Annotated in this window: 12 protein-coding genes and 1 pseudogene; 6 read left to right on the top strand and 7 right to left on the bottom strand. The window is 32.1% G+C overall.

Features of this window, described 5'->3' with window-relative positions; translation table 11 throughout:
• Nucleotides 1-13: 13 nt before the first annotated feature.
• The 3 genes from T1L09_RS07295 to T1L09_RS07285 all read right to left on the bottom strand — a co-directional run bounded on the left by T1L09_RS07295 (nucleotide 14) and on the right by T1L09_RS07285 (nucleotide 1,914).
• The gene (locus T1L09_RS07295; protein WP_322550298.1) at nucleotides 14-646 is read right to left on the bottom strand and encodes a porin family protein; all 633 of its coding nucleotides are present in this window, start codon (nucleotides 644-646) and stop codon (nucleotides 14-16) included.
• A gap of 102 nt (nucleotides 647-748) precedes the next feature.
• On the bottom strand, nucleotides 749-1,225 hold the full coding sequence (locus T1L09_RS07290; RefSeq protein WP_322550297.1) for a hypothetical protein: 477 nt from the start codon (nucleotides 1,223-1,225) through the stop codon (nucleotides 749-751).
• 137 nt (nucleotides 1,226-1,362) lie between these two features.
• Nucleotides 1,363-1,914 (bottom strand): porin family protein, encoded by a 552-nt coding sequence (locus tag T1L09_RS07285; RefSeq protein ID WP_322550296.1) that lies wholly within the window; start codon nucleotides 1,912-1,914, stop codon nucleotides 1,363-1,365.
• Between the two features lie 305 nt (nucleotides 1,915-2,219).
• Between T1L09_RS07285 and T1L09_RS07280 the strand changes: the two are divergent.
• The 3 genes and pseudogenes from T1L09_RS07280 (at nucleotide 2,220) to T1L09_RS07270 (ending at nucleotide 5,787) form a co-directional block, all read left to right on the top strand.
• Nucleotides 2,220-2,774 (top strand): annotated as a pseudogene (locus tag T1L09_RS07280) (porin family protein).
• 77 nt (nucleotides 2,775-2,851) lie between these two features.
• On the top strand, nucleotides 2,852-3,265 hold the full coding sequence (aroQ, locus tag T1L09_RS07275) for a type II 3-dehydroquinate dehydratase (RefSeq protein WP_322550294.1): 414 nt from the start codon (nucleotides 2,852-2,854) through the stop codon (nucleotides 3,263-3,265).
• A gap of 44 nt (nucleotides 3,266-3,309) precedes the next feature.
• Entirely contained in the window at nucleotides 3,310-5,787 is a 2,478-nt protein-coding gene (locus tag T1L09_RS07270; protein WP_322550293.1) for a DUF5686 and carboxypeptidase regulatory-like domain-containing protein, read from the top strand.
• Between the two features lie 93 nt (nucleotides 5,788-5,880).
• Here the strand turns inward: T1L09_RS07270 and T1L09_RS07265 are convergent, their stop codons facing one another.
• The 4 genes from T1L09_RS07265 to T1L09_RS07250 form a co-directional block, all read right to left on the bottom strand.
• On the bottom strand, nucleotides 5,881-6,648 hold the full coding sequence (locus T1L09_RS07265) for a sulfite exporter TauE/SafE family protein (protein ID WP_322550292.1): 768 nt from the start codon (nucleotides 6,646-6,648) through the stop codon (nucleotides 5,881-5,883).
• Between the two features lie 102 nt (nucleotides 6,649-6,750).
• The gene (murA, locus tag T1L09_RS07260; protein WP_322550291.1) at nucleotides 6,751-8,061 is read right to left on the bottom strand and encodes a UDP-N-acetylglucosamine 1-carboxyvinyltransferase; all 1,311 of its coding nucleotides are present in this window, start codon (nucleotides 8,059-8,061) and stop codon (nucleotides 6,751-6,753) included.
• A gap of 8 nt (nucleotides 8,062-8,069) precedes the next feature.
• Nucleotides 8,070-8,765 carry a DUF4290 domain-containing protein gene (locus T1L09_RS07255; protein ID WP_322550290.1) on the bottom strand — a complete coding sequence of 232 codons (696 nt, stop codon included), beginning with the start codon at nucleotides 8,763-8,765 and terminating at the stop codon, nucleotides 8,070-8,072.
• A gap of 7 nt (nucleotides 8,766-8,772) precedes the next feature.
• Nucleotides 8,773-9,057 carry a DUF493 family protein gene (locus T1L09_RS07250; RefSeq protein WP_322550289.1) on the bottom strand — a complete coding sequence of 95 codons (285 nt, stop codon included), beginning with the start codon at nucleotides 9,055-9,057 and terminating at the stop codon, nucleotides 8,773-8,775.
• A gap of 129 nt (nucleotides 9,058-9,186) precedes the next feature.
• Between T1L09_RS07250 and T1L09_RS07245 the strand changes: the two genes are divergently transcribed.
• From T1L09_RS07245 to fmt, 3 genes are read left to right on the top strand one after another with little or no spacing between them, the layout of a single operon-like run.
• Nucleotides 9,187-9,726, top strand: coding sequence for an AAA family ATPase (locus T1L09_RS07245; RefSeq protein ID WP_322550451.1), 540 nt, complete (start codon nucleotides 9,187-9,189; stop codon nucleotides 9,724-9,726).
• Between the two features lie 40 nt (nucleotides 9,727-9,766).
• On the top strand, nucleotides 9,767-11,653 hold the full coding sequence (locus T1L09_RS07240; RefSeq protein WP_322550288.1) for a RecQ family ATP-dependent DNA helicase: 1,887 nt from the start codon (nucleotides 9,767-9,769) through the stop codon (nucleotides 11,651-11,653).
• Nucleotides 11,653-12,600: a methionyl-tRNA formyltransferase gene (fmt, locus tag T1L09_RS07235; RefSeq protein ID WP_322550287.1), complete on the top strand. Its 948-nt coding sequence runs from the start codon at nucleotides 11,653-11,655 to the stop codon at nucleotides 12,598-12,600. Before T1L09_RS07240 ends, fmt begins: the two co-directional genes overlap by 1 nt.

The raw sequence follows: 12,600 nt of genomic DNA, 5'->3' as shown, positions 1-12,600 counted from the left end.
TTATGCTAATGAATTAGAATCTAAACCCTAAACCTATTTGAAAAACAGAATTTTTAATATCATTGTTATTACCTTCCGCATCTCCAATTTCTGTTAACCCAGATTGATATCTTGCATTTGCAAAAATAACATCAGTAAATTCATAATTCATCCCTATAGCTATACCAAAATCAGTTGATTTCAGCATATCTTTTGCATCAATTGTTTCTGAACCAACGCCTTGTATGTTTGCTTTTAATTTAGCACTTGTCAAAAACCCTACATAAGGACCCGCTTCTAATGAAAATTTATCCGCTATTTCGTATTTGAATAGTAAAGGAATATTAATATAATTGAATTTAAAAGTTGCCTCAACATTATATACACTTCCGTCTACAAAGAGTGGCCCCTCAGATTTTGAACCTTGTGCTGAGTATAAAATTTCTGGCTGAAAAACTAACTTGTCAGCAACAGGAATTTCAATAAAAAAACCAGCATTAAACCCAACGAACATCTTTGCACCATCAGCATCATCACCAGCAAGGTTTGCGAAATTTATTCCTCCTTTTGCGCCAAATTTAATGTTCGCAACATTACTTGTTTTTTCCTGAGCACTTGCGCTTCCAAAAGCGACTAATAAAATTACTGCAAATAAGAATTTTTTCATTTTTTACTAATTTAAAATATCGACAAATGTAGGAAATATTGTAAATATTAACAAAAAAATCCTGCTCGAAAGCAGGATTGTCATTTTATAATGAATTATGAATTAGAATCTGTAATTAAATCCTAAGTTTAAAGAAGAAAAAGTTCCTCCCTCTACAGAAATTCCTTTATAACCCGCATAAACGCTAAATTCTGATACTTGAAAACCTACTTTTGGTTGATAATAGAATCCACCATCATTTTCGCTTGGTGCAATTCCTACGGCATAACCTAAATCAGCTCCTAAGAAAATACTGTCAGTAATTAAATACTGTGCTGTTCCATAGACAGGAACAAAACTTGCATCTTCAATAAAATCTTCTTTACCCATATAAAGACCGTAACCAGCACCAACACCCGCATCAAACTTATCAGAAATGGCCCAAGTATATGCAGCATCTAATCCAATAGTAAAAGAGTAAGAATCTTTGATGTCTCCCATAGGTAAACCTACATTAGCACCAACTTTGAATTTACCTTCTTGTGCATTAGCAAATCCAAATGTCAATACTGCAACAGCAGCAAATAAAACTTTTTTCATTTTTTGTTTGTTTGAAATTATAAGTAAAGATAAGAATTTAAAAGCTGAATTAAAGAAAATTCACAAAAATTAGCAAAAATGTTAAATAAAAAAATCCCGCTCGAAAGCGGGATTTTAAAAACTTTTTGAATTGCAAATTAGAATTTGTAACCTAAACCTAAACCGATGTTTGAAGTTTTGGTATCTACACCATCAAAATCAGATACATTAGATAAACCTAAAGAATATCTAAGACCAACATTAAGATTTTCAGTTACATCAAAACCAGCTCCTAAATTAAAAGCAAAATCAGTAGATTTAAAAGCATCTTTAACATCTTCACCATCTACTTTAGCTGACATTAAAAATCCAACTTGTGGACCTGCTTCTAAATTGAATTTTTCTGTAACATAAAATTTAGCCATTACTGGAACTAAAATGTAATTTGCATTAATCGCTTCATCAGAATCATTATCTTTTGCTCCTAATGCAGAAAATAACAATTCAGGTTGAACAGCAAATTTTTCAGTAACTTTGAATTCAGCAAAACCACCAACAAAAAATCCAATTTTTGAATCTGTATCAAAATCACCTGTGTAATTTGACATGTTCAAACCACCTTTAACACCAAAACTCATATTTGAAGAATCTTGAGCATTAGCGAAACCAAATGCAAAAACTGCAGCAGCAGCAAATAAAACTTTTTTCATTTTTTTATCTATTTAAAATTAATGGAACAAATTTATAAGTTTTTTTTGGATATTCGAGCACCATAAAATGGGTTATTAACACTTTTTTTAACTAAAAAAAATGCATTTCAGTGTAACCAACTATTCCTTAAGCACTAACAAACACAATGGTTTACAAAAAAACATAGGTAAAAGTTATTAACAATACGATTGTAAATAAAAATATAACTAAGTTAAAAATACGTCGAAATGTTAAAATATAGCAAAAGAAATAAGCAACCATAATAAATAGACGTAAATTCGTTTCATAATTAAAGAAAAAAAGTATGAAAAAATTATTTCTTTCAACAATACTTTTTCTTGTTGGATAAAGTGTTGCAGAGGCACAAATGGTGCAATTTGGTATTAAAGGCGGTGTAAACTTTGCTAACTACACTGGCGGTTATGTTGGTAGTTATGATTTTAAAACTATAACGAACTATCATGCCGGACTTGCGATGGAGTTAAAAATATTTGAAAATTTCGCATTACAACCTGAACTATTGTATTCTACTCAAGGTGCCGAATTAAAAGGTTTAGGTGAACAATTTAAAAATGAATTAGGATACATATCAATTCCGCTACTAGCTAAATTTTACCTATCTAGTAATAAATTAAGTTTAGAATTAGGACCACAAGCATCCGTATTAGTAAGCGAGCGAAGTACGGTTGATGCGGGAGACAGCAATACTTTTGACTTTGCAGTAGCCGGAGGATTAAGTTATAAAATTACAAAAGGTTTATTCCTCTCTGGACGATATGCCGCTGGTTTAACAGAGCCTAAAAGAGATGCTGACGTTAAAAATTCAGTAATTCAATTCGCGGTTGGATACATGTTCTAAAAAATTAAAAATTAAAGTTTTATTGAAACCATTCCATTAAATGAATGGTTTTTTTATTTTTACAAAAACATACTGCTATGAAACTAATTATCATCAATGGTCCTAACCTTAATTTATTAGGCAAAAGAGAACCTGAAGTCTACGGAAACGAAACATTTGAATCGTATTTTGCTGTTTTAAAAAACGAACATCCTTCGATAGCATTAAGTTATTTTCAGAGTAATATTGAAGGTGAACTAATTGACAAAATTCAAGAAGTAGGTTTTTCATTTGATGGAATTATTTTAAATGCAGGCGCTTATACGCATACGTCAATAGGAATTGCTGATGCCATTAAAGCAATTACAACGCCAGTGGTAGAAGTACATATTTCCAATACTTTTTCAAGAGAATCTTTCAGACATCAATCCTATATTTCGCCTAATGTAAAAGGAATTATTATTGGATTTGGATTACAAAGTTATAAATTAGCACTGCAATCATTTGTGTGATGCAACCTTTTCTACAAAATAAACGTCTATTAAATAAAGATCTGATGGTAAAAAACTTACTTCCTTTCCTAGCTTTGCTTTCTACTTTTTCCTTTGCTCAAATAAAAGGAACCGTAAAAGACGTTGATGGAAATCCACTTCCTTTTGTCAATATTTATATTGAAAACACTTATGTGGGAACCACCACGAACGAGTTAGGTAAATATGAAATCAATACCACTGAAAAGAAAAATGTGGCGCTTATTTTTCAATATCTAGGTTATAAAACACAAAAGCAAATCTTAAATATCACTAGTTTTCCTTTTATATTCGATGTTACACTTCAGGAAGAAAGCTTTGCGCTAAAGGAAGTCGTTGTGACTAATACTGAAAATCCGGCTTATGAGATAATTCGTCAAGCAATTGCTTCAAAAAAGAAAAACATGGCAAAAACGGATAAGTTTGAGGCCGATTTTTATTCTAGAGGAATTTTTAGAGTAAAAGATGTTCCCGAAAAAATTATGGGAATGAAAGTAAGAGTGCAAATAAATGAGTCTGGAGCAGATTTAGATTCAACTGGTAGCGGAATCATTTACCAATCAGAAACCGTTTCTAAAATAAAGTTTGAAAAACCAAACAACTTAAAAGAAGAAATCATAGCCTCAAAAGTAGCTGGAAACGATAAAGGTTTCAGCTATAACACGGCGATCAACACCAATTATGATTTTTATGAAAACTATGTGAATTTTGGTATTAATATGATTTCTCCAATTGCCAATAATACTTTTAATTACTACAAATTTAAATTAGAAAGTACATTTTATGACGACAAAAATCAGTTAATCAATAAAATTTTGGTTACTCCAAAACGCGATAAAGAACCTGTTTTTGAAGGCTACATATATATTGTGGAAGATTCTTGGGCAATATACGGTATTGATTTAGATATCAAAGGTTATAGAATGCAACAACCCATTCTTGAAACTATGAAGTTAAAACAGAATTTTAGTTATAATGGAACAACTAAAATTTGGGCAAAGAACATTCAATCTTTAGATTTTATTGCTGGAATTTTTGGTATTAAGTTTAATGGAACTTTCACACATGTTTTTTCGAATTACGTATTTAAAGATGCTTTCGAAAGTAAAACTTTTGGAAAAGAAATAGTCTCATTTGCCGAAAACGCCAACAAAAAAGAAAATACCTTCTGGACCGATATGCGACCTGTTCCTTTAACAGAAGAGGAAATTACCAATTATAGTAGAAAAGACAGTATTCAAACTGTCAGAGAATCGAAAGTATATTTAGATTCTATTGACGCTAAAGGAAATAAATTCAAAATTTATAAAATACTAACGGGATACAATTATAAAAACAGTTTCAAAAAATGGTCTTTTAATTATGATGGCGTTATAAACATTGGTTCTTTAGGCTTTAATACAGTTCAAGGTTGGAATTTAGACAGCGGAATTTCTTACCAAACAAGGAATGAAGAAACTGGAAAATACACCTTATTATCAACTACATTTAATTATGGTTTATCGGAAGATCGACTTCGAGTAATTGGACGTTATTATCATCGTTTTAACAACAGAAACAATGCATATATTTCCCTTTCGGGTGGAAGTAGCATCAATCAATTTAATCCAAACGAACCTATAATGAAAATTATAAATACAATATCATCCATTTATTTTAAGGATAATTACATGAAACTGTATAACAAAGAATTTGCAGAAATAAGTGGTGGTAAAGAAGTTTTTAACGGCATATTTGCAACAGGAAAAGTAGTTTATGAAAATCGTAGGCCTTTGATAAATACAACAAATTATAAGCTTTTTAAAAACAATCGCGACTATTTTTCAAATGATCCTTTGCAACCTGATAACTTTAGTTCTGTACCATTTGAACAGCATGAAGTTGTGAAAGCAAGTGTTGGAACTCGCATTCGTTTTGGCCAAAAATACATTTCGCGCCCTGATGGAAAAATAAATATTCAAAATGAAGATTATCCGGTTTTAAGCTTGTCTTATGAAAAAGCTTTTGGCACTTCAAATAGTGATTATAGTTACGACTTAATTAGTGGTGTAATCGATTATAACAAAACGTTGGGCAATAAGGGAAATTTCGGTTTGCGTTTAAAAGCCGGTAAATTCTATAATGCAGAGGACATCTCTTTTGTAGATTACAAACATTTTAACGGAAATCAAACCCACGTAAATGTATTGAGTAATTCATTAAATTCTTTTAATTTATTACCTTATTACACACAATCTACAAATGACGCCTATTTTGAAACACACGTAGAGCATAATTTTAATGGTTATATTATGAATAAAATTCCGTTATTAAATAAATTACAATGGAATTTAATTGGTGGTTTTCATCAAATTAACGTACCCGAAAGAAAACCATATCAAGAATTTACCGTAGGATTTGATAATATTGGATGGGGAAAATTCAGATTTTTACGAATTGACTATGTGAGAACTTACCAAGGTGGTTATCAAGGTGATGGTTTTATGTTCGGTGTTAAATTTTAAAAAGAGATAATTCCGTTTAAAAATAATTTAAAAAAATATCAAAACAAAAACGCTGTCGAAGTTCTAAACTTTGGTAGCGTTTTTTTTAGTCTTTTACTTTATAAAAACGTCATAACCAAAGCGAATTAAAGCAATTCCAACCACGATTAAAAAGAAAATACGTATGAATCCGTTTCCTCTTGAAATGGCTAATCTTGCACCAACCCACGAACCCATTGCGTTACAAAAAGCCATAGGAATTGCAATTGCCCAAATGATTTTACCTTTCAGAACAAATAATGTAATTGAACCAATATTCGTTGCCAAGTTTACCAATTTTGCGTTTGCCGAAGCTTGCATAAAATCGAATCCTAAAAAAGCAATAAAAGCCATAATCAATAAACTTCCGGTTCCTGGTCCGATGAATCCATCATAAAAACCAATTACGATACTGATGATAATTGCATAAACATATTGTTGCTTCATACTCATATTACTCGATTGAAATTGGCCAAAATCTTTCTTGAAATACGTATAAATTAGAAGTAAAATTAGAATTACGAAAAGCAACGGTTTCATAAAATCATTTTTCGTTACATTCAATAAACTCGAACCGAGATAAGCGAATGTAAAAGATACAATCGTCATTACAGCAAATAATTTCCAATTGATTTTTACTTGTTTCAAATATTGATAAGTTGCAATACTTGTTCCGCTAAAAGCTGGAATTTTTAACGTCCCGATGATGGTTGCAACGCTTTGAGCTGGTAATAAAATTAGAGCTGCAGGAGTCTGAATCAAGCCACCACCACCAACAATAGCGTCGACAAATCCAGCTATAAATGAAGCGATGCAAAGTAAAATTATAATGTAGGTTTCCATTATTTAGTATTCAGTTAAAAGTGTTTAGTTCAGCATAAAAAAACAAATTCCAAATCTCAAAACTAATTGGAATTTGGAATTTTAATTTTAATTTTTAACAAATTACATTCTAACAATATTAGCACCAATTGCTCGTAATCTTTCATCAATGCGTTCGTATCCTCTATCTATTTGTTCAATGTTTTGAATCGTACTTGTTCCTTTTGCAGTTAAAGCAGCGATTAATAATGAAATTCCCGCTCTAATATCAGGCGAACTCATTGTGGTCGCTTTCAATTCTGACTTAAAATCATGCCCCATAACCACAGCTCTGTGCGGATCACACAACATAATCTTCGCCCCCATATCAATTAGTTTATCGACAAAGAACAATCGGCTTTCAAACATTTTTTGATGAATTAAAACGTCGCCTTTAGCTTGCGTACAAATTACTAAAACGATACTTAATAAATCAGGCGTAAAACCTGGCCACGGTGCATCCGAAACTGTTAAAATAGAACCATCAATATCTGTTTTTATTTCATAGCCATCTTTGTGGGCAGGGATGTAAATATCGTCGCCTCTTCGTTCTAAAGTAATTCCTAATTTTCTAAATACATTTGGAATTTGACCTAAGTTATCCCAACTAACATCTTTAATTGTAATTTCACTTCTAGTCATTGCTGCTAAGCCAATCCAAGAACCAATTTCAACCATATCGGGTAAAATTCTGTGTTCGCAACCGCCTAAACTCTCAACACCTTCAATAACTAACAAGTTAGAACCAACGCCAGAAATCTTTGCGCCCATTGAGTTCAACATTTTGCATAATTGTTGCAAATAAGGCTCACAAGCGGCGTTATAAATTGTAGTTGTTCCTTCTGCTAAAACAGCAGCCATCACAATATTAGCGGTTCCTGTTACTGAGGCTTCGTCAAGTAACATATAAGCGCCTTTTAATCTTCCGTCTATTTCTACACCATAAAAATGGTCTTCTCGCTCGTATCTAAATTTCGCACCTAAATTAATAAAACCTTCAAAATGCGTATCTAATCTTCTACGTCCAATTTTATCGCCACCTGGTTTTGGAATGTAGCCGCAACCAAAACGCGCTAATAAAGGACCCACAATCATTATAGATCCTCGTAAGCTACCACCCTCTTTTTTAAACGCTTCCGTTTTTAGATAATTTACATTTACCTCATCCGCTTGAAATGTATAATCTCCAGGACCATTTTTTTGGATTTTAACGCCTAAATTCCCTAACAATGCAATCAATTTATTGACATCAATAATATCAGGAATATTAGTAACCCGTACTTTTTCAGAAGTTAACAAAACCGGACATAATACTTGTAATGCTTCATTTTTAGCACCTTGAGGAGTAATCTCTCCTTTTAATGATTTGCCGCCTTCAATTTGAAATGTACCCATGTAATTACTTATTTTTTGAATGTACTTTTATTATTTTTATTTAAAGGAGTTTTTCCGTTAGTGCTTTTCTTAACAATTCCTGTTTTTGCCGGACCAAACTGTGTTTTATTAGACACTTTCTTATTAACTTTCATCAAATCATGCGTATTTAAAAGCTCTTCATTGGAGTTTGAAAGATTAAATTTTCCTCCTGAAAGTTCTGATAAATGTCCAAAAATTACTTCATCTGCAACAGTATCTTTGTTCCAACTCAAATAACTTTTTTTCATGTGATTTGCAATTACCAAAACTAAGGCGTTTTTTAAATCACTTTCTTCCCAGCTGTTGGCAACATCAATCATGTATTTGATGTTATTTCCATAAAAACGATATTTTGGAAAATTTTGCGGATATTTTAAACGATCGGGTTTCTGCGTCAAAATATCTTTCGATGGAATAGGATAAGGCGAATCTACATCCAATCTAAAATCAGACATAATAAACAACTGATCCCAAAGTTTATGCTGAAAATCAAGTACATCACGTAAGTGTGGATTCAATGACCCCATTACTGAAATGATGTATTTGGCAGCTTTGTTTCGCTCGTCTCTATCTTCGATAGCTGTAGCTTGATCGATTAGCTTTTGCAAATGTCTTCCGTATTCTGGAATGATCAAATGCGACCGTTGCGAATTATATTCTAAATAACTTACTTGTTCTTGCATGGTTTTTTTATAATGAAATAATGCCTTCTATAGTAGAAACAGCAACATATTTATCTATTACACTTTGTGGATTTGCCATAGTAACACTAACAGAAACACTAGTAAATTTTCCTGTCTTTGATTGTTGAGTGCTAATTACAGCGCCCATATCATTAAACTCTGCTTCTACTTTCGCTATATTGTGCGAGTCTGATGGCATTATAAATTTATATAAATATTCTGATGGCCAAAGTGTTGAATTTGATAACTCTTCTTTTAATCTGCTGTAAAACTCCTCTGTTTTCTTATCCATTTTTGTGCACTTAATTAAAAAGCAAATATACTTTTTTAAGTTTAGAAAATATATTGTTAGAACTTATAAAATTTAAAAGTTGATTAGATTTCTAAAAAAAACTTACTTTTGCGCCTTATAATTTCAGATATGCATAAAGAAATTGTGGTTTTAATAGGCGGACCCAGTTCAGGAAAGACAACTTTAATTGAAGCACTTAAGCAAAAAGGACACACTTGTTATCCAGAAGTTTCTCGTGAAGTAATTAAAGAAGCACAAGAGCAAGGAATTGAACAATTGTTCCTTGAAAACCCCTTGCTATTTAGTGAATTACTTTTAGAAGGCAGAAAAAAACAATTTAGTGCGGCCCAAAATGAAACAAATTCTTTAGTGTTTTTAGACCGAGGAATTCCAGATGTTTTGGCTTATATGCATTATATTGGCGACTCCTATCCTGCTTTTTTTGATCAAGCATGCAAAGAACATCGATATAATTCTATTTTTGTTTTACCGCCGTGGCAAGATATTTATGTTAGTGATGACGAACGCTATGAAAATTACGAACAAGCGGTGTTAATTCACAAACATTTATTGGAAACTTATGAAAAATATGGTTATTCAATTGTTGAAGTGCCGAGAGATACTGTAGAAAACCGTGTGAATTTCGTATTAAACCACCTTTCTCTATAATTTTTTTTGTACTTTTATTTTTACAAATTAAAAACTCATAATGTCTGAAGCCTTACTACTTCTTCAAAAACATTGGAAACACGATAGTTTTAGAGCGCCTCAAGAAGAAATTATCCAATCGGTATTGGATGGAACGGATACTTTCGCGCTGTTGCCAACAGGTGGCGGAAAATCAGTTTGTTTTCAAATTCCGGCCTTACTTTTAAATGGGATTTGTTTGGTGGTTTCACCCTTAATTGCCTTGATGAAAGACCAAGTACAAAACTTACAAAGTAAAAACATACGAGCAATCGCTTTAACCGGTGGAATTTCACAAGATGAAGTAAGCGATATTTTAGACAATTGTCAATTTGGAAATTATAAATTCTTATACCTTTCGCCTGAACGTTTGCAACACGACTGGATTGTTGACCGATTGAAACAATTGCCGATAAACTTAATTGCTATTGACGAAGCACATTGTGTAAGTCAATGGGGGCACGATTTTAGACCAGCATATTTAAAAATTTCAGGACTTAAAACGGTTTTTCCAAAAGTCCCTTTTTTAGCACTAACAGCAACGGCTACAAAGCGAGTTCAAGCGGATATTTGTGCGAATTTAGCCTTAGAAAATCCACAATTTTTTACCAAATCTTTTACCCGCGAAAATTTAGCTTATCACGTAATAAAAACAGAAGACAAGCTTTTTAAAATCCAACAAATTCTGAAGAAGAATCCACAATCGGCTATCATTTATGTGCGCAATCGAAGGTCTTGCATTGAAACGGCACAACAACTGAATCAATTGGGATATAAAACAACCTACTATCACGGTGGATTGCCTTCAAAGGAAAAAGAAAAAAATATGCAATCTTGGTTGGAAAATAAAGTCCAAGTAATGATTGCAACAAATGCATTCGGGATGGGAATCGATAAACCCGATGTAAAAACAGTTATTCATATTCAATTGCCCGAAAATATTGAAAATTACTACCAAGAAGCAGGAAGAGCAGGAAGAAATGGCGAAAAAGCATTTGGAATTATTTTAACCAATTCGACCGATATAGGTCATACAAAAGGGCAATTTATAGATGTTTTACCCGATAAAAAATTTGTGAAAGATGTTTATATTAAATTAAATAATTTTTTTCAAATTGGCTATGGCGAGGGTTTTAATGAAAGTTATGCCTTTAATATGAATGAATTTTGTGCACGTTACAGCTTATCAATCGTGAAAGTTTTCAACAGCTTACAATTTTTAGACCGACAAGGAATTTTAGTTTTTCAAAACGAATCGACAGAAAATGTGAGTTTACAATTCATTATTCCGAGTAAGGAAATGATTCGTTACATCAGTTTACATTCGCAAGATGAACCAATTATCACTACGATTCTTCGCACTTATTCAGGTATATTTGATGTAGAAACAAAGGTAAATCCAAATTTAATAGCAAAAAAATCTAATGCAACCGAACCCGAAGTTATAAAAGCGATTGAACGCTTAGAAGAAAGTCAATGTATTATTTTACACGCAAAAAACAACGACAGTTCTATCACATTTAACGAAGTTCGGGAAGATGATTTAACAATTAATCGTGTGGCTAAATTTTTAGAACATCAAAATCAATTAAAAAAAGATCAACTAGAAAGTGTAATCGATTACATTAATGACGAAGATAGTTGCAAAAACAATCTTTTATTAGCCTATTTCGATGAAAAAACCACAACCGATTGTGGTATTTGCTCCTATTGCATCTCAAAACGAAAAACTAATCCAATTGAAAACTCAGTTTTAATTCTTCAATTACTAGAAAAATCAAATTTATCTTCACGAGAAATTGAAAATATACTTTCTATTTCTACTGAAGCCCTTATCTTTGCTTTGCAATTGCTTTTAGAAAATAATAAAATTGCAATAAATTCAAACAATCAATATTACTTATTATAATGGAAAAGCTACGGATTGTATTCATGGGAACACCCGATTTTGCGGTTGGAATTTTGGATACTGTTTATCAAAATAACTATGAAATTGTGGGTGTAATTACGGCTCCAGACAAACCTGCAGGACGTGGCCAAAAAGTGAGCACTAGTGCTGTAAAAGAATACGCCGTATCAAAAAACTTACATTTATTGCAACCTACTAATTTAAAATCGGAAGATTTTTTAGCCGAATTAAAAAGTTTAAATGCGAATTTACACATTGTAGTTGCATTTAGAATGTTGCCCGAAGTGGTTTGGAAAATGCCGAAATTAGGAACGTTTAATCTACATGCTTCTTTATTGCCAGAATATCGTGGTGCTGCCCCAATTAATTGGGCAATCATCAACGGTGAAACGAAAACAGGTGTTACTACATTTTTTATAGATGATAAAATAGACACTGGTGCAATGATTTTGAGTAAAGAGTTATTGATTGGTTCTGAAGAATCTGCTGGTGAACTTCATGATAGATTAATGCATTTAGGAAGTAAAACAGTTATTGAAACTTTACAATTAATTGCAACTGGAAAAACAACTACAACCATCCAAACAGAAAATGCAGGTATCAAAACGGCTTACAAATTAAACAAAGAAAATTGTAAAATTGATTGGTCGCAATCTGGAAAATTAATATTTAATCAAATACGTGGTTTATCTCCTTATCCTGCTGCATGGACGTTTATAAGAGATGGTGAAACCGAATGGAATGTAAAAATCTACGCAGCCAGTTTCGAAAAAAATGAACATTCACAAGAAATAGGGAAAATTTCGACCACTAAAAAAGAGATAGTAGTAACTACTAGAGACGGAATTATAAAAATCATTAGTTTACAATTTCCAGGAAAGAAAAGAATGTTAACCCACGAACTTTTAAATGGAATATCTCTTTCTGAAAATGCTGTAGTGCTGTAA

This window comes from Flavobacterium psychraquaticum (assembly GCF_034497725.1).
GTDB lineage: Bacteria > Bacteroidota > Bacteroidia > Flavobacteriales > Flavobacteriaceae > Flavobacterium > Flavobacterium psychraquaticum.
Note: the sequence above shows the minus strand (reverse complement) of the source record. Positions and strands in the feature narration are given on the sequence as shown.